The organism is Thermoanaerobacter wiegelii Rt8.B1, from assembly GCF_000147695.2.
Classification (GTDB): Bacteria; Bacillota; Thermoanaerobacteria; order Thermoanaerobacterales; family Thermoanaerobacteraceae; genus Thermoanaerobacter; species Thermoanaerobacter ethanolicus.
Map to the genome: position 1 here is coordinate 2,710,142 of NC_015958.1, position 25,855 is coordinate 2,735,996.

The 25,855-nt window shown below is 34.1% G+C and carries 22 protein-coding genes, 1 tRNA gene and 1 pseudogene; 7 read left to right on the top strand and 17 right to left on the bottom strand.

Annotated elements, in window-relative coordinates:
- Positions 1-55 precede the first annotated feature (55 nt).
- Positions 56-1,410: pseudogene (locus tag THEWI_RS13220) on the bottom strand (peptidoglycan DD-metalloendopeptidase family protein).
- A 237-nt stretch (positions 1,411-1,647) separates the two neighbouring features.
- On the opposite strand from THEWI_RS13220, the gene THEWI_RS13225 reads away from it, so the two are divergent.
- Positions 1,648-2,622, top strand: coding sequence for a DnaD domain protein (locus tag THEWI_RS13225; RefSeq protein WP_014063752.1), 975 nt, complete (start codon positions 1,648-1,650; stop codon positions 2,620-2,622).
- A complete protein-coding gene (locus THEWI_RS13230) occupies positions 2,615-3,598 on the top strand; it encodes an ATP-binding protein (protein ID WP_003870743.1) in 984 nt (327 codons plus the stop codon). Before THEWI_RS13225 ends, THEWI_RS13230 begins: the two co-directional genes overlap by 8 nt.
- Here the strand turns inward: THEWI_RS13230 and THEWI_RS13235 are convergent.
- From THEWI_RS13235 to THEWI_RS13260, 6 genes are all read right to left on the bottom strand, one after another.
- Entirely contained in the window at positions 3,595-5,037 is a 1,443-nt protein-coding gene (locus THEWI_RS13235) for a M1 family metallopeptidase (RefSeq protein ID WP_003870742.1), read from the bottom strand. The genes THEWI_RS13230 and THEWI_RS13235 overlap by 4 nt on opposite strands.
- A gap of 108 nt (positions 5,038-5,145) precedes the next feature.
- Positions 5,146-6,393: a DUF1015 domain-containing protein gene (locus THEWI_RS13240; protein WP_014063753.1), complete on the bottom strand. Its 1,248-nt coding sequence runs from the start codon at positions 6,391-6,393 to the stop codon at positions 5,146-5,148.
- A 134-nt stretch (positions 6,394-6,527) separates the two neighbouring features.
- The gene (locus THEWI_RS13245; RefSeq protein WP_003870740.1) at positions 6,528-7,721 is read right to left on the bottom strand and encodes an RNA-guided endonuclease InsQ/TnpB family protein; all 1,194 of its coding nucleotides are present in this window, start codon (positions 7,719-7,721) and stop codon (positions 6,528-6,530) included.
- Between the two features lie 105 nt (positions 7,722-7,826).
- Entirely contained in the window at positions 7,827-8,783 is a 957-nt protein-coding gene (locus tag THEWI_RS13250) for a ComEC/Rec2 family competence protein (RefSeq protein ID WP_006569816.1), read from the bottom strand.
- 449 nt (positions 8,784-9,232) lie between these two features.
- On the bottom strand, positions 9,233-9,640 hold the full coding sequence (locus THEWI_RS13255) for a VOC family protein (RefSeq protein WP_004399598.1): 408 nt from the start codon (positions 9,638-9,640) through the stop codon (positions 9,233-9,235).
- Between the two features lie 566 nt (positions 9,641-10,206).
- Positions 10,207-11,445: an IS110 family RNA-guided transposase gene (locus THEWI_RS13260; protein ID WP_208854412.1), complete on the bottom strand. Its 1,239-nt coding sequence runs from the start codon at positions 11,443-11,445 to the stop codon at positions 10,207-10,209.
- 640 nt (positions 11,446-12,085) lie between these two features.
- On the opposite strand from THEWI_RS13260, the gene THEWI_RS13265 reads away from it, so the two are divergent.
- On the top strand, positions 12,086-12,739 hold the full coding sequence (locus tag THEWI_RS13265; protein ID WP_244262254.1) for an FTR1 family iron permease: 654 nt from the start codon (positions 12,086-12,088) through the stop codon (positions 12,737-12,739).
- 30 nt (positions 12,740-12,769) lie between these two features.
- On the top strand, positions 12,770-13,045 hold the full coding sequence (locus THEWI_RS14405; protein WP_167535739.1) for a hypothetical protein: 276 nt from the start codon (positions 12,770-12,772) through the stop codon (positions 13,043-13,045).
- Between the two features lies 1 nt (position 13,046).
- On the opposite strand, the gene THEWI_RS15175 is transcribed toward THEWI_RS14405, so the two are convergent.
- Positions 13,047-13,436 (bottom strand): class I SAM-dependent methyltransferase, encoded by a 390-nt coding sequence (locus THEWI_RS15175; RefSeq protein ID WP_244262255.1) that lies wholly within the window; start codon positions 13,434-13,436, stop codon positions 13,047-13,049.
- Between the two features lie 357 nt (positions 13,437-13,793).
- On the opposite strand from THEWI_RS15175, the gene THEWI_RS13280 reads away from it, so the two are divergent.
- From THEWI_RS13280 to THEWI_RS13290, 3 genes are all read left to right on the top strand, one after another.
- Positions 13,794-14,489, top strand: coding sequence for a PspA/IM30 family protein (locus THEWI_RS13280; protein WP_014063756.1), 696 nt, complete (start codon positions 13,794-13,796; stop codon positions 14,487-14,489).
- Positions 14,490-14,494: 5 nt separating this feature from the next.
- Entirely contained in the window at positions 14,495-15,124 is a 630-nt protein-coding gene (locus THEWI_RS13285; RefSeq protein ID WP_014063757.1) for a hypothetical protein, read from the top strand.
- A 190-nt stretch (positions 15,125-15,314) separates the two neighbouring features.
- On the top strand, positions 15,315-15,506 hold the full coding sequence (locus THEWI_RS13290; RefSeq protein WP_014063758.1) for a YHS domain-containing protein: 192 nt from the start codon (positions 15,315-15,317) through the stop codon (positions 15,504-15,506).
- Between the two features lie 474 nt (positions 15,507-15,980).
- On the opposite strand, the gene THEWI_RS13295 is transcribed toward THEWI_RS13290, so the two are convergent.
- The 9 genes from THEWI_RS13295 to ltrA all read right to left on the bottom strand — a co-directional run bounded on the left by THEWI_RS13295 (position 15,981) and on the right by ltrA (position 25,538).
- Positions 15,981-16,056 (bottom strand) — tRNA-Thr (locus THEWI_RS13295).
- Between the two features lie 109 nt (positions 16,057-16,165).
- Positions 16,166-17,446 carry an adenylosuccinate synthase gene (locus tag THEWI_RS13300; protein ID WP_014063759.1) on the bottom strand — a complete coding sequence of 427 codons (1,281 nt, stop codon included), beginning with the start codon at positions 17,444-17,446 and terminating at the stop codon, positions 16,166-16,168.
- Between the two features lie 15 nt (positions 17,447-17,461).
- Positions 17,462-18,844 (bottom strand): NAD(P)/FAD-dependent oxidoreductase, encoded by a 1,383-nt coding sequence (locus THEWI_RS13305; protein ID WP_014063760.1) that lies wholly within the window; start codon positions 18,842-18,844, stop codon positions 17,462-17,464.
- Between the two features lie 213 nt (positions 18,845-19,057).
- Positions 19,058-20,305, bottom strand: coding sequence for a methyl-accepting chemotaxis protein (locus THEWI_RS13310; RefSeq protein WP_014063761.1), 1,248 nt, complete (start codon positions 20,303-20,305; stop codon positions 19,058-19,060).
- 59 nt (positions 20,306-20,364) lie between these two features.
- Positions 20,365-20,535, bottom strand: coding sequence for a XapX domain-containing protein (locus THEWI_RS13315; RefSeq protein ID WP_003871185.1), 171 nt, complete (start codon positions 20,533-20,535; stop codon positions 20,365-20,367).
- Between the two features lie 128 nt (positions 20,536-20,663).
- On the bottom strand, positions 20,664-21,383 hold the full coding sequence (locus tag THEWI_RS13320; RefSeq protein ID WP_014063762.1) for a YitT family protein: 720 nt from the start codon (positions 21,381-21,383) through the stop codon (positions 20,664-20,666).
- Between the two features lie 75 nt (positions 21,384-21,458).
- Positions 21,459-22,814, bottom strand: a complete 1,356-nt coding sequence (locus tag THEWI_RS13325) for an FAD-dependent oxidoreductase (protein ID WP_014063763.1) — start codon at positions 22,812-22,814, stop codon at positions 21,459-21,461.
- 86 nt (positions 22,815-22,900) lie between these two features.
- Positions 22,901-23,986 (bottom strand): CapA family protein, encoded by a 1,086-nt coding sequence (locus tag THEWI_RS13330; protein WP_014063764.1) that lies wholly within the window; start codon positions 23,984-23,986, stop codon positions 22,901-22,903.
- Positions 23,987-24,125: 139 nt separating this feature from the next.
- Positions 24,126-25,538 carry a group II intron reverse transcriptase/maturase gene (ltrA, locus tag THEWI_RS13335; protein WP_014062433.1) on the bottom strand — a complete coding sequence of 471 codons (1,413 nt, stop codon included), beginning with the start codon at positions 25,536-25,538 and terminating at the stop codon, positions 24,126-24,128.
- Positions 25,539-25,855: the final 317 nt, after the last annotated feature.

Sequence of the window (25,855 nt, forward strand, 5' to 3'; positions counted from 1 at the left end):
ATACTTGTAGCAACCCTACAAAAATAAAAAGCCCTCCATAGGGCTTGTCACAATTTCATCTATTTAAATATGATAAAGGATTAACTGGAACACCATTTTTTCTAACTTCAAAGTGGAGATGAGACCCTGTTGCACGACCTGTCGAACCTACCAAAGCAATTTTTTGTCCTTTCGCCACTTTATCGCCTTTCTTAACAAGGAGTTTACTAGCGTGTCCGTAATAAGTAACATAACCATTGTGATGGTCAATTTTCACTAAATAGCCATAGCCACTTTCCCAACCAGAAAATATAACAGTTCCTGCATCTGCAGCATAGATAGGAGTTCCTTCTGAAGCTGCTATATCAACTCCCGTATGGAAACTCCCCCATCTAGGACCAAATCGTGAGGTTATTGTACCTCTCGCAGGATAATTAAAAGACCCTGTAGCAACATAAGATATTCTTTTTGAACCTACGGCAACTATTTTGTTGATAGGATTTTCAAGGACATTTTCGTTCTTTATTTTTTTGAAACCTCAATGCCATTGTAACTTACAACAACAGCAGTTACCTCTTTCAAACCTTTTTTACCTTCTACTAACACTTTAGACTGATTGGTATACAGTTTGTCATCTTTAGTAAGCTTTGTCTCAAAAGGTATTTCCTCTTTGTAAACTATTCTCTTTTCAGTAACAACCGTGACATTAGGTACAGCAGAAGATAAATATATTATTTGTCCTGGTTTTAAATTTTCTGTAAGGCCAGGATTTAATTTTAAAATATCATCAATGTACATGTCGTGGTCTCTTGCAATAGACCACAAACTATCGTTTTCTTTTACAGTGTATGTAACAGCTTTTTTTACAGGTTGTTGCAATATTTTTAACGCTTCCTCAAAGCTTACTAAATATTTTGGAGGTATGTACTTTTCTTCAATTTTGACATCCTCTTTAAAATATGTTCTATCAGAATCCTTTGCGTATTTATTCTTTAACATTTCAAGAACCTTATTTGCCTCTTCTTCATTTTTTAACGCAGTCACAAACTTGCCATCTACTATTATGGCAGCAGCTTTGCAGCTAAAACTCATAGCATTTTCCAAATTAGCATAAATTTTATGTACATCTGTCAACTCTTTATTTGATACTCTTACCCTTTCAAATTTTATTTGCTGATTTAAAACTATATCCGTTCCTGTCTTTTGCTTTTCTTTTTTATGTAATTCTTCTATAAAACTTTTTACCTCATCTATATTCTTGGTAATTCCAATAGTTTCACCATTTACTGTTATCTTGTAGGCAAATCCTTCTTCATATACAATAAAAGAAAGACCTATGGACAGTGCTACCACAAAAGCTATAATATTGTTCTTGTAAGTCTTTAATAAACCAAGAAAAAACTTATAGCTTTTATCCCCCACCTTCCCCATAGTATTCTCCTTTCTTCTGTTAATCTTTTTTAATTATACCATACTTTTTTGTAAAACCAAATTTTAATTAATGAAATTTTTAGCATCTTTCTATATTGTATGTTATACTTCAAACTAATATTCCTATATATACTTATTTAATTTAACAATATACTCAAATATTCCGATAATTATGTTAAATTCTTTTCAATTGAAGAGGCTATTTCGCTGTGTTATAATATATTCGAGGTGGGGAGGATGAGCGTTTTTAGATTTTTAAACGAAAATGACGATTGGGGAAGTACTCCCATCAGCAATTATTTTATAAATCATTTCATGTTGGATGCCCCAGGCGAATATGTCAAAGTATATATTTTGGGATTGAAATATTGCTATTATGGTAATGAAATACCTTTGAAAACTTTAGCAGATAAATTATTTATGTCAGATATAGAAATTGACAGAGCTTTGAAGTATTGGGAAAAATCAGGCTTAGTTAAATTAAAATACATAGATGGTGAATACACAGTTGAATATTTCCCGGTTATTCCACAACCAACCTCAAATCACAGCGTGTCCTTACAGGACCCTCAAGTAAAACAAATGTTTGAAGCAATTGAATTGACTTTAGGAAGGCCTTTAACCCCCACAGAAATGGAAACATATTTAAGCTGGATAGATGAATACGGCTTTTCCTTGGAAATAATAACGATGTTAGTAAGTTATTGCGCTTCTAAAAACAAAACTTCTTTAAGATATATGGAAAAGGTAGCAATAGCCTGGCATGACGCAGGTCTTAAAACCGCATTAGATGTAGAAGAATACTTAAAAGCAGAAAACAAAAGATGGCAAAATTATAGAAAGATTTTAAATGCTTTAGGCCTTAAAGAGGATGAATTAATGGAATCCCACAAAGAGATGATGGACCGCTGGATGGACGATTTAGGTTTTGATGTAGATGTGATAATAAAAGCCTGCAACGAATGTACTCTTAAATTGAATGAACCCAGTTTCCCTTATATAAATAAAATACTAATCAACTGGTTTAATGAAGGTATAAGAACAGTAGAAGATTTAGAAAATAAAAAGTCCTCTACAAAGAAAAAAACTCCTGTTACCTCAGGTTTTAAAGCTCCTAAAAACTACTTCAACAGCTACTCTCAGAGAAGTTACGACATAGAAGATTTGGAGAAAAAGCTTTTAGCCCATTCAAGGAGTGAATTAAATGAATGAAAACATCATCCATGAAATCCTTAAAGAATATGAAATGAAAAGAGATAAGGCTTTGCAAGAAGCCCTTTACCGTAAAAACAAACTTTATAAAAAAATTCCTGAACTTGAAAAAATTGAGGAAGAGATTAAGAACGTAGGAATCGAAATAACTCAATCAATTTTTAAAGAACCTGAAAAGGGAAGAGAACTTTTAAATCTTTTAAAAGAGAGGTTAAATAAATTAAAAAAGAAGAAGGCTTATCTCTTAGAATCTAATGGATACCCTGAAGATTATCTAGAACCTAAATACGAATGCAACATATGCAAAGATACAGGATATGTAAATGGAAAGCGATGTAAATGTTTTGACCAAAAGCTTATAAATATTTATTATAAACAATCAAGTATAGCCGAAATACTTAAAAAAGAAAATTTCTCTAATTTTAATTTCGAATATTATTCAGACAAACCCTATGGAGATAAGCCTTCCCCAAGAAGCAACATGAAAAATATTGTAGAGTTTTCTCTTAATTTTATAAAAAATTTTGATACTACCGCTGAAAGTCTTTTTTTCTATGGAGACTCGGGTCTTGGTAAAACATTCCTTGCTAATTGTATAGCAAAGGAATTATTAGATAGAGGTAAAAGTGTGATATATCGAACAGCGCCAGATTTAATTGAAGGTTTGAGAATAAACAAGCTTAATGCTGATGGCAGTAGTTATAATGAATATTTGGAATTGTTAAAAGAATGTGACCTCCTTATAATCGACGATTTGGGAACAGAATCTATAACTGCTTTTAGTTTGCAGGAATTTTTTAATATTTTAAATACAAGATTGTTGCTTGGCAAAAAATTTATTATTTCTACAAATTTACCTCTATCGGAAATAATGGCAATTTATCCCGAAAGAATTTATTCACGAATATTCGGCCATTTTAAATTGCTTAATTTCTACGGTGAAGATATAAGACTAAAACGAAAAATGATAATTTAATAGAACCACTCTTGGAAAAATCCACCTGTATCTTTGCCTGTCACACTGTCCACTACGTCAATTAAGTCTTGCGTAGTGGCAATTTTATATTTATATTTATCGTAATAATTTTGAAGCACTTTTTTGAATTCTTCGTCACCTACCAGATTCCTCAGATTATAAAATACCATTGCTCCTTTGTTATAAGCTATATTAGTGTATTCCTTCCACTCTTTAAAATCTGCCAAAGTCTTAGCAAAAGAAATATCTGAATTGGTATTTAGAAATTTATTAAATTCCCCCTCTATAACAAGCCTATAAATCTCATCAGCTGTTGCCTTACCGTAATACCTTTCTATATACATAATTGTAGTGTACTCCGTCAATCCCTCATCAAGCCAAGATTCTTTTATTTGGTTGTTTCCCACAGCACCATACCACCACTGATGAGCAGTCTCGTGAGCAATTACATATTCTAAATGAAACAAATTAGCTTTTGTATACAAATCCTTTGATATCATTACAAGATTAGGATATTCCATGCCTCCCATGTAAAAATCAGTCTGTACAACAGAATATTGTTTATAAGGATACTTGCCAATATAATCATTGTAAAACTTAATTGCATCTACAGCAAATTTAAGAGCTTTGTCTCCATATCCTTCCGTAAAATAATAGGATTTAACTTTTATGCCATCTACCTGTTGCTCTGCTATCTTAAATTTCGTACTTAACACCATAGCAAAATCCCTTACTTTTTGTGCTTCAATAACTAATTCTTTGGAATCTCCATAGTTTTTCTCTTCTTTTATTTCTCCAGTGGAAGCAACTATCATGTTTTTAGGTACTGACAATTTTACTTTGTAATTTGCTATATTACTATAAAAAGGATCTCCAAAAATGTAGTACGGATCATTATTCCAGCCATTTTTATCATATACAGAGAGTATAGGATACCAATTTCCTATCTGTACGGTATTGTTCCCATAGCCAAATCTACTTCTACAAGGTGGAATTTGTACTTTGTAGGTCATATTGATTTCTATTGTTTCTCCTTTTTTTAATTCTTTAGGCAAATTTATTTTTAAAATTTCCTCATTAGGTTCTTCCAATTCGTAAGTAGCTGGAATGTCTTTATCAAAAGTAACTTTTTCAATCTCTATAAATCCCGGTTGAAAACCATCAGGATAGGCAAAAGGGAGCTCTCCCTTCGTAAAAGGCAAATTCTCTTGTGTCTTGAAAGCATTTGGATATAAATGAAAGTATATTTCTTTTAAAGGAATATCATTAGTATTTATATATTTTACTGTTTGAGTAGCATAAATTATTTTATTTTGGTCATCATATTTTGCTTCAATTGTGTAAGATGTAAGTTGACTCTCTTCAGGCAAAAGATAAAGCACTAAACCGATAATTACAATTATAGCTAAACCCAATAGTGCTTTTTGTTTTATTTTCATATAACCAGCTCCCCTAAATTATCCTTCAATATATATTAGTACAAATTTTTAAATAATAGAACTTTTTCACTTAAAAAATAAAAAGCACCTTAAAATGAAAAGGTGCTTTTAGCTCAATTCGTGAATAAATAATCCGCTTCTTAGTTTAGGCTCAAACCAGGTAGACTTAGGAGGCATTATCATTCCCGCATCGGCAACAGCAATTAAATCTTCAACTGTTGTCGGGTGCATAGAAAAAGCTACTTTCATGTCTTCCTTAACTCTTCTTTCTAATTCTTCTAAGCCTCTAATTCCTCCTACAAAATCAATCCTTTTGTCAGTTCTCGGATCTTTTATTCCCAAAATAGGATCCAAAAGATTTTTTTGTAAGATGGATACATCTAAACTTTCTATCGGATCCGATGGATTAAAAGTACCTTCTTTGGCAGTAAGTTTGTACCAATTTCCTGATAGATACATGCCAAAAGTGTGCTTTTGCGAAGGATTGAAAGGCTGACCTTCATTACATTTCTCTACTTCAAATTTCTCTTCTATTTTTTCGATAAATTCACTTTCGGAATAGCCGTTTAAATCCTTTACCACTCTATTATATGGCATGATAAAAACTTCATCATTGGGCACTAACACTGCTAAAAAATAGTTAAACTCCTCATCTCCTTTATAATCACGATTTTGTTCTCGCCTCTTTAAGCCTACTTTTACAGAAGCAGCAGCCCGATGATGTCCATCTGCAATGTAAAGATAGTCTATTTCCTTAAAAACAGAAGTAATTTTATTTATTAAAGATTTGTCATCTATAATCCATACTGTATGTCTTATTTCATCCTCTGATGTAAAATCATATATAGGATCTTTGCTCCCCATCCAGCTATTTAACAACTTTTTAAGCTCTTGATTGGCTTTGTACGTTAAAAAAACTGGACTGGTGTGAGCATCACAGTAATCCATGTGATTTATTCTATCCTGTTCTTTCTCCGGCAGAGTAAGCTCATGCTTTTTAATTATTCCTTCTAAATACTCATCAATCGAAACAGTCGCTACCAATCCCACTTGACTCCTGCCATTCATTATTTCTCTATAGATGTAATAGTTCTCCTCATTATCTTTTATTAACAGCCCTTTTTTAAGCATTCTGTCAAAATTTTCTCTCGCTTTTTCATAAACTATTTCATCGTAAGGATTTATAGAAGGAGCTAAATCTATTTCTGCTCTATCCACATGAAGAAATGAATAAGGATTATCTTTCGCCAAATTCCTCGCTTCTTCGGTATTTACGACGTCATAAGGCAAGGACACTATTTTATTTGCCAATCCTGGTGCAGGCCTTATTGCCTTAAAGGGTTTTACTGTAGCCATAATAATCCTCCTAAAAATTTTTTCAACTGGTTTCAATGCTTTTATTATATCATATCACTTTATAAATGCAATGTATTAAACTGACACACTCTCTCCACTAAAGTGGAGAGGTTCTTTAAGCGAAGATTGATAGTCTATGCTACCCTTATTCGCTTGGGGTTGCCAAACCCTCTACCCCTATCCAATCTCGGATTCAGGGTTACTCTCTTTAATATGTTCACTGCACCGTTTATATCTGCATTCATTACTGTCCTACACCTACTGCAAACATATAATCCTCTGTATATGCGATTATTCTTCTCCACTATACCGCATACAGAACATGTTTGAGAAGTATATGCTTCTTCTACTTTTTTTGCCTCTATCCCATATTCTCTAGCTTTGTATTTTATCATATCAAACAATCTACCAAATGGTATTTTGTGCAGTTTCTCGTTATTCTTATGTCCTATATCCATATCTCTTATTCCGTCACTCATTCCACCTATTATTATTTTGCTTACTCCGTTCTGCCTCGCCAGTTCTATTATATACCTTGAAACTTTATGTATGTAGTCTTTTACAAAGTTCTTCTCTTTGATTATTAAATTGTGAAGCTTATACGATGTTTTGTATCCTTGTTTTGAAATTACAGATTGGATTCTCGCTTTTTCCTTGGCTAATAATCTTAATCTTGAGATAAGATAACCGCCATCAATAATAAATGTTTCTGGATTTTCTTCTATAACTATTGCTGCAAAATTCTTTATTCCAAAATCTATTCCCATCATTTTTTTATCTGCAGGTTCGACTTCTGGTATATCTTTTTTATAAACGATATGAACAAAATATGTAGTATGTCCATACAAAGTTTTTGGAACAATTTCAATTTCCTGTACAGTATTGAGCGATAGATTTTTCGGTAAATCTATCCATAGATATTTGGACTCAATACCGTACTTTTCTTTTAAATATTGCTTTGTTTGTGTGGACAATGATAGTCTGATTTTGTTATTAATTATTTTTATGCCATTTTTCTTCCATCTTACAGGGATATGCCCGTTTTTGGGTTGATACTTCGGCTTTTTAGTATATCCATCAAAAAAATTCTTCCAAGCTATCTGTAGTTTTTGCAGTATTGCTTGTGCAGATTGTGAATGCAAGTTTTTATACCAGAAATTATCCTTTAAGCACTTTTCTAACTGATTTACTGATATTTCTCTGTTCTGAACAGCGTAGTTTGCGACGTTCCACAGTTTTGATGCTGAGTATGTTAAATGTCCCAATATTATTCTGTGTTCTCTGCTGCAGTGAGAAAGTTGAAATACTATAACTCTTGTTACTTCCATTTTTCTCACCTCCTTCCTGTTTTAACTCTACTTTATTTTATCACATTTTTTACCGCCTTTCATCTCTCAATAAATTGGAAAGCGTTCTCGGCGGATGATCGTAAATTATCTTTTAATCTCACTTCCCGACAAATAATCACCCGGCTCTACATTAAAATTTATAGTTTTGCCATCACTTACTGCAATTACAGTCCCACATTCATCTGTTCTATATACTATTATTCCTAATGACCTAAGCTTTTTCATTGTTTCTTTGTGGGGATGACCATAGTCATTGTATTTACCGCAAGATATAACAGCATATTTAGGATGTACTGCCTTTAAAAATGCCCACGTAGAAGCTGAAGAACTGCCATGATGTCCAATTTTTAATACGTCAGCTTTTAAATTATATCCTTCACTTAGCATTTCCTTTTCAGATTGTTCACCAGCATCTCCTGTAAACAAAAAAGAGGTATTACCATACGTAATTTTTACTACTGCACTATAATTATTTAAGTCCTCGTAATGGGAACTATTTGGCGCAAGCATTTTTGCAATTATGCCATCTCCAAGGTCAATTACTACTCCTGCTTTTGCAACATTTATCGAAAGTCCTTTTGATTTTGCTGCCTTTAGAACTTCTTCAAATGTCCTTGTTGTCGTCGTTACTTTAGGCATATAAAACTTTACTATTTTGAAGGTTTTTATAACTTCTACTATACCACCTATGTGGTCATTATGAGGGTGAGTTCCGATAAGTATATCAATTTTATTGATTCCGCGGCTTTTTATGTAATTTACAACTTTACTGCCCATTTCAGGCGTTCCTGCATCTATTAATATCGTTTTGCCTGATGGAGTTTGTACAAATATACTGTCTCCTTGTCCTACGTCTATATAATTTATTGTTAAACTATCTGTTTCGGATTTTTTAACTGTTTCTTGCTGGCTTTTTGTCCCCTCATCCTGTAAAAGTTGTTGAACTTCATGAGTAGATGTATTGTCAAATATTGTACAGCCTGTCAATATAAATGCAAATAGTATTAATATAAAGGGCAACAGTAATCTCTTCTTGTACATGCCTAAAATCTCTCCTTCAAATTATTCACTTTTTTAACATTTATCCATCTTTATCATCTTTAAATAAGTCCTTTGCCAAATCTTCAATAGACTACTATCTACAACACAAATTTCATTTTCTTTAGGCATTATTATCGCCTCTTTAAAAAATAATTAATTCTTTTTTCGAATGAACGAAGCCAAAAGACCCTGATTTCATAAGGCTAATTTTTGTTTTGAGCAAAACGAAAATGAAAAATTACAAAGTGGTGAGGTGGATAAAAAATCATTCATAAAAAATAGTGAACTTATTCTAAATGCCTGCTATAAAAGGAGCATAAGAATAAAAGCATATAAATTATATCACAAAATTTCTGCAAGATGTCACGACGATTATATGCTTCAGTTTAAAACTAAAGGGTAGGCATTCAGAAAAATACCCACCCCAACTCTTGACAAAGAGTCCACAATCAATATTGGTAATTTAAATCCCAAGTTATTCCAAACTTATCAGTAACTTTCGCATATTTAGCATTCCAAAAAGTTTTTTGAAGCTCCATATGTATCTTACCACCCTCTGATAAGGCAGTATAAGCCTTATCAATAGCCTCTTCTGTGTCAAACTCAAGTGTTAAAGATACATTAGTTCCTTTTTCAACCTTCTGTCCCTGGAATGTGTCAGATAAATATAAAATAAATGATTTATGTTCAAGTCTTGCATGCAATATTTTATCCTTATATTCTTCCTTAACTGGCATCTGTGAATCTCCATATCTTATAACATTAGATTTTTCTCCGCCAAATACATCGCTGTAGAAGTTTAATGCTTCTTCTGCATTTCCTTCAAACACTAAATATGGCACAATTTTCTTAATCATTATTTATCCACTCCTTAGTTAATTATACGTTGGCTTGTGCATAATTTAAAAGCCTTCATTTAAGCCATTCCTAGGATGTACTTTTTATTATCATTCCTAAATTTCTTATCTTTTATGTAGGATTTCCTCCCTTATTTATCGAATTATTTCTATTCTTCTATGTTTGAAAATCTTGATCTATCTCCAATGCTGAATTTCCTTCTTCCACCCCCAGCCGTAAAGATTATACTTCATCATTATATTTTCTTTGTCCTCTTGGCATTTTGTAGACACTTCCTCTCTTTATATTTTTATTTTATCCTGTTCGAGTTAAAGTGTCTACAATAATATACTAACACCACAACAAATATAATATAAAAAAGTTGACAAAATGAATATGCATAGTTTAAAATAAAATTGATAATGATTATCATAATCATATAAGTATTTCGGTAATATGTCAAGAGGGTGATAAAAAAATTCAAAAAAAAATTTAATAATATAACCTAAAAAATGGCATAGCAAAGCTAACCATCACGCAATAAGCTGATGGAAATTAATGTAAAATATGGTTATGGGATAATATGTTAACTTATACAATCATCTCCTTTCATTATTGGGGATTTATAAAGTTTTTCTTCGCGCAGCAGAGCGAAGACTAACCTTACAGTTTTACGTGCAGTCAATACAAGAGCACGTTTATGCTTGTGAGTTTTGCTTTCTTTAAATTTGCGAGCATAGTATTGTGAGAACTCAGGTAAATACTTCCTGAGTTGGTCAGCTGCTTGAATAAAATAATATCTGAGATACTCATTACCAGTACGCTTGAGATATGTGTCCTCCGCTTTAAAATCAGCAGACTGGTATTCTGACCAATAAAGGCCGGAAAACTTTGCAAGGGCATTATCATTATCAAACCTTGAAATTCCGCCTATCTCAGATATTAAGCCGGCTGCGATGGTTGGGCCAATACCTTTTACTGATGTAAGACAAAGAAATTCATTGTTAAATCCTTTTACCTCATTAATAATGGCTTTTTCTACAGCTTTCTTCTGTTTTTCAAGGGACTGTAGATTATCAAAGCAAGACTTGATAACAAAGTTTAAAGAATCATCTACAGTAGCATTAATTCTATAAGACTTGCGAACAGCCTCTTGAAGCAATTTAGCTGTAGCTTCTGGATCATCAAAGCGATCTTTACTCTTATCAACCAAAAAGCCGGCAAGCTCATCAAGCGGTCGAGCCGCAATATCATCAAGGGTGAAAAACTCATTAAACATTTCAGTAGCAGTTGCTCCAAAATTATTACTAAAGACTTTATTTTGGCACAAACCGCTAAACTTAAGGAACAAATTGCTGAGTAAATAATTTTTTTCTCTAACAATACTATTAACAATGTGAAAGCGATGGCGAGTAAGCCTCTGGAGAGCAAGATATCTAAAATCTACAGAACAAGATTTAGGGAGTCTACCGAATCTCAGTTTTTCAGCAATAGCAAAGGCATCCATCCAGTCATTTTTAGGCAAATTGCCGAGAGACTTTTTAAAAGCATTAATAATATTAGCATTAAAAGTAGTAATAGAAGGTTGATAAGGCTTAAGAGCAAAATGATCAGCCAAATAATACTGGAGGTGCCAGCCATAGACTGAGGTAGATTCCAAACCAATAAAGACCTTTTGGATATTGTATTTATTACAACACTCCAAGATACGTGATACTATAACATCACAACCATGAGGGTTATTTTCTACAGAAAAACGAGAGGAAGCATCATTACCCTCCTGGTCGAGAATATGAACCTTGACATCATTCAGGCTTACATCCATACCAACAAAAAGCTTATTCAAGATTGTTACACCTCCTTTCAAAAGTGATAAAGTAAGTAAAAGTTAATTTGAGATAACCCTAGCAACCAGATTATGTAGCAACCTCGCAATTAGCTCTTAATATATAAGCCTGAATCCTCTGCTGCCAGGGGCTTATATATGACAAAGCAGATTTCGCGTAAGAAAAGGCAAATCTGGTGTAGGGACCACACTTAAAAGAGCGGTCAAGCCGCATGGAGGACGAAAGCCTGTCCCACATTAACTTTACAGTATAATAATGCTACAAGTTATCTCAAAAGTAAATAATAAGGCCGAAAAAAGATGAGACGGCCGCGCCATGAATCCTGCATATTGCGCAATATTACGGATTCATGGCAATAGATAAGATTTTAGACAAGATGAGAATATTAAAGATTTCCAGTTATAAATTTGCTTTATTAAATTTTAAGAAGTGAGACAAATTTATTGCCTTTAAAATTAATTATACGAGGAGGGTTTTTATGTTAGCAGGTATATTAATTACAATCCGCGAAGGACTCGAGGCTTTTTTAGTCATAGGTATACTATTAGGATACCTTACAAAAATCAACCAAAAAAGTACTTTAAACACGTATGGCTAGGTGCTATTGGTGCTATAGTTTTGAGTGTTGTTATTTCGTTTATATTCCAGGCTTTAAAAATTAGTTTTGAAGGCGAAAGTGCTGAATTATTTGAAATAGTTGTTGCAGCGATAGCCATTATTATCCTTTCATATATGGTTGTCTGGATGCAAAAGCAGAGCAAGAACATCAGAGGTGTGCTTCAAGCAAAAGTTGATGAAGCTTTGTCAAATAATCAGGTATGGGGTATAACGATATTAGCATTTGTAACAGTGATAAGAGAAGGGATAGAAACGGCACTATTCTTAACCGCCTTAAAAGGTGAAAGTTTATTATTAGGCTCATTTATGGGGTTATTTATAGCTGCAATAATATCTATATTATTATACAAAACAACAATAAAATTGAATTTAAGGAAATTCTTTATGATAACTAGCTGGCTTTTGATATTCATTGCAGCAGGTTTGACATCTCATGCAATTCATGCATTAGGAGAATTAGGAATAATATCTCCAATAATTGAAAAAGTATGGAGCCTAGAATGGTTAATTCCAGATGAAAGTTTGTTAGGTAAGTTACTGCACGCGTTTATTGGATACGAAAGCACTCCGTCTTTAATGCAGGTCATTGCGTATAGTGCTTATATATTGATTGTAGGTAAAATGTTTATGAATAGTTCGAAAGAAACCACCTAATACATTGGGAGAAACCTCCAAAGGTCGGAGGTGTGTGAAAACGAAATAGTAAGGTTGATTAAACTTGTAGAACAGCTGAAATATTTTACAGATATAGAAAATAACGATATTAAACTAAATGTGGGAAAGTTTGGTATGACTGAGCTTTTAAACGAGATCGTGGGTAGCTTTGAATATCAGATTAAAATGTGGCAAAATTTCCCAAAAACACTTTGCCTTCTTAAAACGGTTAACGTAATGCAAAGCTATTTTATAGGTTTTGCTTTTATAAGTTTAACAATGTCAAGAAACAGGTTATCTTCATAAATTATTTGAAAATCGGTTTTTTTATATTATCGATAGTATTTCTGTTGATATTAGCTCCATATATTCTGACAACTAAAGGGTTTATAGTATCCATAAATGTACCTAAGGGTTCTATATTACTTCTTACATGTTCAAGCATGATTAATTCACCGTCTTTTCGTAGGACCCTATTTATCTCATTTAGCCCTTTAATAGGGTCCGGTACAGAACAAAAGACAAAAGCTGTTATAACCACATCAAAGGAGTTCTCAGGGAAATCTAGCTGTTGAGCATCCATTAATTTAAGCATTATATTTAAACCCAGTTTATTTGCCCTTGCTATTGCTTTTTCAAGCATCTTTGGACTAAAATCTATTGCTGTGATATTCATCTCCTTGGGATAATAAGGCATGTTTTTGCCCGTCCACACACCGATTTCCAGAATATCGTGGCCCTTTACATGATTAAATAGTTCTTTTCTCTATTTAGATATCCACATTTTTTCCATCATGTCCTCAATTCTATCATAGTATTTTGCCGCCCTATCGTATCTCTTTCTTATGATTTCTGTTGCGTCTTTCACATACAGTCCTCCTTTTGACTATTTTTTGTTTATTCTGACAATAATTCTAGCATATATTTCTCTAGAATTATATGATAATACGATTTTATGGAGAAAATATGAAGATTCATTCTTATTCTTCATATTTTCTCCATAATTAAATTGTATGATGTGTATGTGAGAAAAAATCAAAGGAGGTAAATAAAAATGGGATTGGTCGATAGGGTAAAGTCAATTTTTAAGGCAAAGGCAAATTCAATATTGAATGAATTAGAAGACCCTGAAGAAGCTTTGGAACTGTCTCTTGAAGAACTAAGAGAGCAATTAAATAAGATAAATAAATCGCTTATTGAGGTTACTACGGTTAAGAAAAGACTTGAAAGCAACTTGTCGGATATAAGGGATAAAATAAGATTGGCTCAAGAACAGGCTGATCTATCAATTGCTTCTCACCGAGAAGATTTAGCACAAGCGGCATTAGCTAAAAAGATGGATCTTACAGAACAAGAAGAACGGATTTCTAAAGAATTGAAGCAATTAGAAGAAAAGATAAAGATGATCACGGCAAATAAAGAAAAATTGGAGAGGTATATTTACGATCTGCAGAACAAAAAAGAGGAATTGATTGCCATGAATCGTGCAGCTGATGCTCAAATAATGGTTAAGGAAGCTATTGCAGGCGTCTCCAGTGATATTTTAAATATAAATCAGAGAATAGCCAGGGCGCAAGAGAAGATAAAAGAGAAAAATAATAAGGTAGCTGCTATGGATGAACTTATTGAGATAAATGCACTGGATGTATTGGATGAAACGGATCCTATCCAGGAAGAGCTGGATAAGATCCAGAGAGAAGAGAAGATAAAGCAAGAGTTAGAACAACTGAAAAAGAAGAAAGGGGTGTAATAATAATGGGATGCGGTGGTGGATTGTTTAGGATATTTGATTATTATGGATTTCCGAGAAGCCGTGGAAGTTATATAGGTAACTCGTGCGATAGCTATATTCAAGATGATTTTGAAGAAAAGATGACGTTACTAAAAAGGATATACGCAGAAGGGATTATTGATGACAAACAATTCGGAATGTATAAACAGATGATATATAATAACGCCATAAGCTTTGAAGAATTAATGGATATTAGGATGCGCAACTTAAATAAGACAAAACAACCAGAACAGAATAGAAATAACGACAGCACTGATAGCGACTTTGATGCGAAAATGCAAAAATTACAGCAAGCCAGGTTTAAAGTGCTGCAAGTTAGGGATAAATTGCAACAGAGGATTGATGAGCTTAAGGCGGAAAAAGATAAGATGGAAAGTATGGCAGAAAATGTAATAAAAATCAGTGAAGAAAAAACCGAGGAATTTATTAGCAGAAAGATCGAGATAGAAGAAAGCATACAGAGATTAGTAAAGCAAGACAATGAGTTGGAGAAGCAGATAGAAGAAATAGATGAGATGATCAAAGAACTTCAGACAAAAGAGTTGGAATATGAGGCTATAAAACTTAAAGAGGAGATACAAAATTTAAAATAATTGAAAATAGCATTTCTGTATACTAATGGAAGGTAACTTTAAACCTAAAGTTGCCGGAGGGAGGTGTTGTCTTGTTTTAAAAAGCTTTCATCCAGAAACAACGTAGAAACAGTTTAAGTTTAGCGAAAGAATGAGATTTTAAAAGTTTAATTGAGTTAATCACAAAATATTGAAATAGGAGGAATATGTTATGGTAAAAGATCCGGTTTGTGGTATGATGGTTAAAGAAGAGGAGGCAGTAGCGAAGTCGGAATATAAAGGTAAAGCTTATTATTTCTGCTCAAATCACTGCAAAATGGAGTTTGACAAAAATCCTGAAAAATATGTCAGAGATGAAATGGGTCACGGCCACCACGAGCATGAAAATCATGGCTGCTGCTGAGTAAAAATCACTGCAATTATGCGGCGATTCTTCACAATTAAAGTGTAGTATTAAAGTAACCAAATAAAAAAGGTGAGATTTTTATGAGGATAATAATAGCAACAAATGTATACGGAGGGACAGAAAAGTAGAGGCAATAAACAATGGAATAGAGGAAAACCTTTTGAAGAAATATTGAAAATAAATAAAACTACCAATTTCTATAGGTTAATAGATGCAATGTAGCAGAATCTGGTTAGTTGAATTTTTTCAATCTTTAAAGTATCGTTAATGCAGATTTGAGCGCAGGAATTATCCTGTGCTTTTTGGTTATTTAAAAAGCTATATGAAGGTAAATGTTATGCAGTAATGGAAATGCAGGTGCAACAAAAGCATTTAAATCCAATATAGCTATCGATGTTGTCATTTTGTTGTCACCAACACTAAAATAAAAAAGCAAGGTACTTAAAAGCCTTGACTTTTTGACAAAAAAAATGGAGCTGGCGAAAGGACTTGAACCTTCAACCTGCTGATTACAAGTCAGCTGCTCTGCCTATTGAGCTACGCCAGCACCTTTATTAGCTATCCAATTGTCCTGACATTTATATATTATACTTAGAGCAACAGTATATGTCAAGCTTTTTTATAAAATTTTTTGTAAAAGAGCCTCAATCACTTTATCAAAAATCCCTCAAAATAATAGTTTGATTTCTTTCTGGTCCTACAGATATTATTGCTGCTTTAATACCTATCAATTCTTCAATTCTTCTTACATATTTTTGAGCATTATAAGGTAAGTCGTCAAAAGTTTTTGCTCCTTGTATATCTTCTTCCCACCCGTCAAATTCTTCATATACAGGTTCACATTGAGCCAAGTCCTCAAGGCTTGCAGGAAAATCTGTTATTATTTCTCCCTTTAATCTATAACCTGTACATATTTTTATTTTTTTAAGCCCTGTCAAAGTATCTAATTTGGTAAGAGCAAAATGAGTTATACCAGACACTCTTACAGAGTATTTAAGAATAACAGCATCCAGCCAACCACATCTTCGTGCTCTTCCTGTTGTAGTACCGTATTCATGGCCTTTTTCTCTTAAAAATTCAGCGTTTTCATCAAAAAGCTCTGTAGGAAATGGGCCTTTGCCAACCCTCGTAGTATACGCCTTCACAACTCCCATAACTTCATCAATCATTGTAGGGCCTATACCAGCACCAATTGTAACACCGCCTGCTATAGGATGGGAAGCAGTAACATAAGGGTAGGTGCCCAAATCTAAATCAAGAAGTGTCCCTTGTGCTCCTTCAAATAAAACTTTTTTACCATTTTTTATCAAATCGTATAAAAGCACGGTTGTATCAGTAACAAAAGGTTTTATTTTTTCAGCATACTCTAAATATTTTTTGTATATTTCTTCAAAGTCAAATTCTTCAGCTCCATATATCTCTTTAAAAAGTTTATTTTTCTTTTCTACATTTCTTCTAAGTTTTTCTTCAAAAACTTTTGGGTTTATAAGGTCACAAACCCTTATACCTATTCTCTCTGATTTATCCATGTAACAAGGGCCAATTCCTCTTTTCGTTGTTCCTAAGTCGTTTTTCCCTTTTGAAATCTCTTCAAGTTCATCTTGCTTTATGTGATAAGGAAAAACGATATGGGCTCTATCGCTTATTTTTAAATTATCTACGCTAATTCCTTGTTTTTGTAAATTCTCTATCTCCTCAATCAAAGATGCCGGGTCAATTACCACGCCATTACCAATTACGCAAATTTTTTCGGGATACAAAATTCCTGAAGGAATTAAATGAAGTTTATACTGGATACTTTCTTTTTCAACAGTATGCCCCGCATTATTCCCCCCTTGGTATCTTACAACTACATCGGCCTTTTCTGCAAGATAATCAGTAATTTTCCCTTTTCCTTCATCTCCCCATTGGGTACCAACTATAACTAATGTTGACATAATTATTCTCCTTCCTTACTTAACTCTTTCCAATATTTCTCTTGCAACTACAACGCCAGATACAGAGGCCTGTGCTAATCCTCTTGTAATGCCTGCTCCATCTCCCGCCGCAAATAGATTTTGGATTTGCGTTTCAAATTTGTCAGTAAGCTTTACTCGCGAGGAATAAAACTTTACCTCAACACCGTATAAAAGCGTATGTTTAGAGTATACCCCTGGAGATACTTTGTCCAAAGCTTGCAACATCTCAATTATGGACTGCAAAAATCTATAAGGTAACACCAAGCTTAAATCTCCTGGCGTTGCATCTTTTAAAGTTGGTTCCACAAGGCCTCTCTTAATCCTTTCTGGAGTAGAACGCCTTCCCGCCAGTAAATCTCCTAATCTTTGCACAATTACTCCATCTCCTAACATATTGGCAAGTTCTGCTATATAACGGCCATATTCTATGGGTCTATTAAAAGGATGGGTAAATTCTTTGCTAACAAGTATTGCAAAATTTGTATTATCTGTTTTTATATCTTTGTAGCTATGTCCATTTACTGTTTTAATTCCGTTATTATTTTCTATTACAACTTCACCATAAGGATTCATACAAAAAGTCCTTACTCTATCATCAAAGGACTTAGAATAATATATAAATTTCGATTCGTATATTTCCTTTGTTATATCTTCCATAACAACAGCAGGAATTTCTACTCGCACTCCTATATCGACAGCGTTATTTTTTGTTTCCAATCCAATTCTGTCAGCTTCTCTTTTAAACCATTCAGCCCCTTCTCTTCCAGGTACAACAACTATATATTTCCCGTAATATTCTTCTCCTTTTTCTGTAACTACTCCTTTTGCCTTACCATTTTCTACAATTATCTCAGCAACAGGTGTCTCTGTTTTTATCTCCACCTTTTGCCCAATATAATCTCTCATGTTTTTTATAATGTCAAAGCATTTTTCTGTACCTAAATGTTTTATTACTGCAGGAATCAATTTTAAATCTGCAGCTTGGGCTCTTTTTTCTATTTCTCTGATTTTTTCTCTATCTGTACCGTGAACTTCTGTTGTCCCTCCAAATTTTACGTATATACTGTCAACATAATTTATAAGATCGTTAAGCTGCGACTTAGGCATGTATTCATCTAAAACTCCACCAAACTCTGACGTCAAAGTCAGTTTCCCATCACTAAATGCCCCTGCGCCCCCTATTCCAGAAGTAATAGCGCAGGGTTTACAATTAGCACACTTTGAACCATAGGCATTAATAGGGCAAATTCTTTTTTGTATATCTTTCCCTTTTTCTAACAGCAATATGTCTAATCCATCTTTTTTACCGATTAGTTCCAATGCGGTAAAAAGTCCCGCAGGACCTCCTCCAACGATAATGACGTCGTACACTCTCATAAAGATAACCCCTTTTACCTAGTATGTGAAAAACAAAAACCCGTAATATATATTACCAGAAAAAAAGCATAAATCAATTAAAATACGAATTTTATTTTTGAAATTATATTAAAAGTTCGCTTTTGTCCACAAGAATTTTTATTATAATCTTAAATCTTATAAAGCAATAAAAAATAAAAGACAGGCTTTTTTAGCTCTGTCTTAGTTTCAGTTTTATGCTGAGACAACAAGTTTTGATAATATATTTTCAAGGGCAGCAACTGACTTTAAAAGATTTTCCGAACTTTCTTTTATCTCCTCAATAAATTTCATGTGCTCTTCTGTAGATGCGGCAACTTCTTCGGTGGAAGCAGCAGTCTCTTCTGACACTGCTGTAATATTTGCTATAGAACCTATTATTTCATCTTTATACCTTGCAAGTTCCATCATTGCATTATTTAACATATGTATATTTTCAGTAATAGTATCTATTGAATTCTTAATCTCATTAAAAGCAGCATATGTAGTTTCCACTTGATGCGCTTGGTCTTCCGCAATTTCCTTTACCACATTTGCTTTTTCAACTGTCTTGTCTGTCTTTTGTTCTATTTCACTTATAATCTTGGCTATTTCACTGGCAGCTTGTCTCGATTGCTCTGCTAAATTTCGAACTTCTTCTGCAACAACTGCAAACCCACGACCTGCCTCGCCGGCTCTTGCTGCCTCAATAGCAGCATTTAAGGCAAGCAAATTGGTCTGGTCTGCAATTCCCGTTATCACCTCTATAATCTTTTCAATATGATGAGAATTTGCTTGCAACTCATTTATCGCACTAACAACTTCGTCAATTGACTCTTTTGTAACATCAGTTTTTTCTTTTAAAGAATTTACTGTGTGCATGCCATTTTGACTAAGTTTATCAGCATTTATAGTAGACTCTTCTACGGCTTTGAAAAATTTAGCGGAATCATCAATACTATTCCCAATATTCTGCACCATATCGGCTGCATTAGAAGTATCTTTTGCTTGTTCAGAAGCTCCATTTGCAATCTCTTCCACTGCCTTAGAAATTTGTTCAAAAGTCATATTCCCTTGTTCAATAGATTTAAAAAGAGCATTTGCCGTATCTTTAGTGTTTTGAGCAAAAGTAGAGACATCTTGTAAAATTGCTCTAACATTTTCCATCATCGTATTAAAAGTCGTTATTAATGTACCAATCTCATCTTTTCTCTTTAAATCTACCTTAGCTGTAAAATCTCCTTCTTGTGCTTTTTTAAGTTCTTCAATTAATTTTTTAATAGGTCTTGTAATATTTAATGAAATAATTACTGATAAAATTAATGACAAAGCAAAACTAACACTTGCTACTGTAACAAAGAGATGCATTACTTTATCGTCAACCGCAAAATAATAGATAGCCCCCACCGGTATGGCTGCTACTATAAAAAATGAAATAATGAGTCGCCAAAATATGCTTCTCATATGTGTTCCCCCCTTTTATAGATTATGTTTTCACCCCACCACCCTGCTACTTTAAGACTTCACCTACCAATCAATTTAAGGATGTATTCAAACAATACTCCCCCAAGGTAAATTCCTATAATGCCAGCTATTCCTGGTAATACATTCGGAGCAGGGAGTGGCAATTTTAAAGATGAAAAAATTAATCCTACAATCATTCCAGTAACTAATGCTAACAATGTCTCTTTCACATTAACACCTCGCTTTATTTTTATCGGTATTTTTATTATTTACTTTAACCAATTTTATATTATATCACAATTTTTTGTTATTTGTCAGACGTCTAATCACTTTTTAGAAAAATAAGATGTGTACAGCATTAATGAATCGACCTCTTTTGCAATTTACCTCCTAAAACATCGTAGACATCATGTATGGTAACAAAGGCTCCTTCGTCATGTTTCTTCACAATCATTTTTAACTTAGCAATCTCCAAGCGGCTAACTACAGCATACAAAATTCCTTTTGTTCCTTTAGTATAACCACCCTTCCCTTCCCAAAGCGTAACACTTCGTCCTAAACGGGCTATTATAGTTTCTGCAATCTCATCTGCTTTCTCTGTAACTATCATAACAGCTTTCGCTTCATCTAAACCTTCTATAGTCAAATCAATAACCTTAAAAGCAATAAAATAAGTGATGAGAGAATACATGGCTCTATCCCAAGTAAAAACTATTCCAGCACTTCCAAGAATAAAAATATTAAAAAATAATACAATTTCTCCTACAGAAAAACCACTCCACTCTGAAATTACCACTGCTACAATTTCTGTTCCATCCATTGAACCTCCATATCTTATTATAAGCCCTACTCCAATTCCCAAAATGATACCTCCAAAAACAGAAGCCAGCAAAGTATCACTTGTAAGAGAAGGGATTTTCTCTAAAAAAGTGACCCCTATAGAAAGAATCGTAACAGCAAAAAAAGTAGAAATTACAAAACTCTTACCTATTTGTTTATAACCAAAAACTAAGAAGGGAATATTTAATAGAAAAATAAAAGCTCCAAGAGGCAATTTTGTTAAATAGCTTAATTCCAAATGCCTGGTTAAGTCGAGATTTTTAAAACATATAAAAAGGTCCTACCATGAATATAGGTAAGACCTTTTTGATCGTTATTTTTCTCTTTGTGCTACTGTCGCTGCTTGTTGGAGAGGATCCCACACTGAGTTATATGGAGGTGCATAGGCAAGGTCCAAGGCCTGAAGGTCATCAATTGTCATACCATGGAAAAGCGCTGTAGCAAGAACATCAATTCGCTTGTCTACCCCAGCACCTCCTGCAATTTGTCCTCCTAAAAGCTTGCGGTTGTCTTTATTAAAGTGGAGACGAATAGTCAAAACTTCATCTTCCCAGGGATAATAATGACTTATAGGTCTTGCCTTAATAGAAACAGTCTGATATGGAAGACCTAAAGCTTCGCATTCCCTTTCCCCTAAACCGCTTCTTGCAATCGTCCTATCAAAAACCTTCACAATCGCTGTACCGACAATACCTGCAAATTTTGCATCTCCACCCGCCATGTTAATTCCAGCAATTCGCCCTTGTTTATTAGCCGTTGTCCCTAATGGCACATAATCTGGCGCATTTTTTATGCGATGAAAATGAGTAGCGCAATCCCCCGCGGCAAAAATGTCTGGAATATTTGTTTGTAGGCGTTCATTTACAAGAATCGCATTTCGAGGGCCTAACTCTATACCAGCTTCTCTGGCAAGCTCACTAACTGGGCGAACTCCTATAGAAATAATGACTAAATCGGCTGGGAAAGAATCATTTTTTGTCACAACAGCCCGTACGCCTTTTTCATCTCCTTCTAACCCCACAACTTCTTCATTTAAATGAATTTCTACCCCATGCCTTTTAAGAACATCCTGTGCAATTTCAGCAATAACTGAATCAAAAGTTGGTATAAGTTGGGGTGCTAGATCTAAAACAGTTACTTTGAAACCTCTATTATGTAAGGCTTCTGCTGCTTCTAAACCAATATATCCCCCACCAATTACCACTGCTTTATTAGGAGTATGAGTTTCAAGCCAAGACAAGAGCTTTTCTGCATCTCCCATTGTCTTCAAAGTAAAAACTCCAGGCAAATTTCTACCTTCCCATGGCGGTACAATCGCTGCACTTCCTGTCCCAATTAAAAGCACATCATAAGGCACTGTAATTTCATCTTTTTCTTCCCGGCGATATACGCGAATCTGCTTCTTTTGAGGTATAATCTGTGTAACCTCATGATAAAGCTTTACATCGATATTATAGCGAGTGTAAAACTCTTCAGCTGTTCGCGCAATAAGCTTTTTCCTTTCAGCTACTACTCCCCCTATCCAGTAGGGAAGACCACATTGAGCATAAGAAATGACCCTCTCTTTTTCAAAGACAAGAATTTCTCCTTCAGGGTCCTGTCTTCTAATTTGAGAAGCTGCACTCATTCCAGCAGCATCGCCGCCAACAATTACATAACGCTTGGCCATTTTTTCTCCTCCTTTTTTGCACTTATGTCCATATTTCCATTATACTCTTACCTGCTTATTTTTTCAAACCAAAAGCTTCTTGAAGTTTAATTTACCCACTTTGATAACATTTCAATCTTTTTTAATACCCTCTCTTTTTCTTCCCCTTCTAAAATAACCGGTTTATAGTCATTCCTATCTTTTTGTGAAGAAATAGAAACAGGTATTATGTTCATCTCTACTTTTACTATTTCTCTTTTGTCATTAAAAAGAAAAATTTGTTGTAAAATTATAGAATCCTTATCTTTTGGATTTCTATTACCTCCGAAAGAAAAATTCCCAAGAGAATATGCAATATACCTATCTTTATACTTCTCTATTCCCTGTAACACATGGGGATGATGACCAATTACTAAGTCTGCCCCTTCATCTATTACAAAATGCCCTAAATCCCTTTGAATCTTATTTGGATAGTATCTATTTTCTTCCCCCCAGTGAAAACTGACAATCAAAATATCTACACTGGGCCTCAACTTCTCAATATCTTTTTTAATTTGATTTTTAGTCCATTTGCTATTGTCAAAACCTGTATACCCTAATATTCCAATTTTTATCCCTTTTACAGTCATAATATACTGATACCCATATCCAAAATACCCAATTCCTTCTTTCTTTAAGGCTTTTACAGTGTCTTCAAAGCCTTCTTTCAAATAATCAAAAGTGTGATTATTAGCCAAATTCACAACTTCAACGCTTCCTTCTTTCAAAATCTTGGCATAGGAAGGGTCCCCTTTAAAAGCATACTCCTTTTCAGCCCGCTTGGTTGCATTAGTAAGAGTTGTCTCTAAATTGGCGATGGTCAAATCATCCTTTTCTAATACACTCTTTACATTTTCAAAAAAATATCCATAGTCATAATTATGTTTTTTAAATTCTTCATCAAAAGTGCCATATTTCCCATAAGACTCATCTGAGCCTAAAACGCAATCCCCTACTGCACTTATGACTATTTTTGTATAATTATCTTCCTTATGAACATCTTCTTGAGGAAGACTTTGTGGCTTTTCTTCCACAATAAATTCCTTTAAAAGAGTTTCCGAAATCCCCAGATTTACTGTCTTCAATGGAATAGCAATTATTGCCATTATGAGAAAAACAAAAACTAAAATTTTAGTCACCATTTTTCCTTTCATATCCACTGCCCTCTTCTTAACATTCTGTAACAATTTTACACATTCATACAAAATAAATCAATCGAGTAGGAGCTGAATAATTATTTTATTCAGCGTCCTCTCACACCACCGTACGTACCGTTCGGTATACGGCGGTTCATTAGGAATTGTGTACAATTAGATATCTTTGGGATAAACTCTTATAACCTATGCTTTCAAAGTATTTATTTGTAAGAGTCTTATTTAGGATTGGGCTATTGGATATTCTCCAGTAGCCTTTCCTTGTATTGGCGTATTCCCAGGCTTTTTGTTCTTCTACTCCTAGTTTTACTAAGTTATCATGCTTCGTTTTTATCTTCTTCCATTGTTTCCATATACATGCCCTTAGTCTTCGCCTTATCCATTCGTCAAGGGTTTTCATTATGCTTTTCGCGTCTGCTAATCCAAAATAGTTGACCCATCCTGTTGTTATTTGATTTAGTCTTTTTATTCTGTTTTCCATGCTTATTCCCTTGTTCCGATTGGTTATTTCTCTTACTTTTTCCTTAAACCTTTTGATGGATTTTTCATGGATTCTTATTCTTACTTCGTTTTCTTTTGTATAGAATGAAAATCCAAGAAATTTTCTTCTCCATGGTCTATCTACAGCACTTTTTGCTTCGTTGACTTTTAGTTTTAATTTGCTTTCTATGAATTTCTTTATGCTCTTCATTACTCTGTTTCCTGCAGACCTGCTTTTTACATATATGTTGCAGTCATCTGCATATCGGCAGAATTTATGCCCTCGTTTCTCAAGTTCTTTGTCTAGTTCGTCCAACATTATGTTTGCTAATAGGGGACTTAATGGCCCTCCTTGGGGTGTCCCTTCTTCTGTTGATACTTTGATTCCGTTTATCATTACTCCTGATTCTAGGTATCTTCGTATTAACTTTAGTACCCTTTTATCTCCTATCCGCTTTTCTAGTTTGGACATTATTATGTCGTGGTTTACTCTGTCAAAGAACTTTTCTAAGTCCATATCTACAACCCATGTGTATCCTTCATTTATGTATGCTTCTGCGGCTTTTATTGCGTCTTTTGCACTGCGTCCTGGTCTGAATCCATAACTGCTATCAGAAAATGTATGGTTGTAGACTTTATTTAGTATTTGGGCTATTGCTTGTTGTATTAGTCTGTCTAGTACTGTAGGTATTCCTAGTAGTCTTTTTCCTCCATCAGGTTTGGGAATTTCTACTCTTCGCACTGGTTGTGGTTTGTATTTCCCCTCCAGCAGTTGTTGTTTTATGGTTGCCCAGTTTTCTTTGAGATACGGTAGAAGTTCATCTACTCCCATCCCATCGACTCCATGGCTTCCTTTATTTGCAACAACGCGCTTGTATGCTGCTTCCATGTTCCCTCGTTCTACTATCATTTCAAGCATCTTGCCGGTATATCTTTGTACTTCGTTTCTTCCATCTTCCGACGCCGATGATATACTATGCACTTCCGTTGTCTTTTGAAATTCCATTTCTCTATTCAACGGATAGCCTCTTTGTTGAGTTGTCTGCAGTCTTCGCATATCTTTCGAGTCCATAAGATTTCCAAAACCTCCTAACGTTCGGTCCTTCCTTATCTATTCATGTCTAGATAAGTACTATGACCTCTGCTGACTTCTCAAGGTTCAGCCATACATCACTGCATGGGTTGTCACTTCAGATTTTACTTCCATGACTTATCCTTGAGACCTCCCCGGGTAAGAACGATAACTTTCATCTCATATATCTGCCAGATTTACTGTATGGGATTCGGGTAGTGTTGGACTTCGTTTTGTTACGCAAACTCATCCATCCCAATTCAGCCTCTTATCTGGTTCTTGTTCATCAGACCGAGATTTTGCCTTAAGCTTCCTTC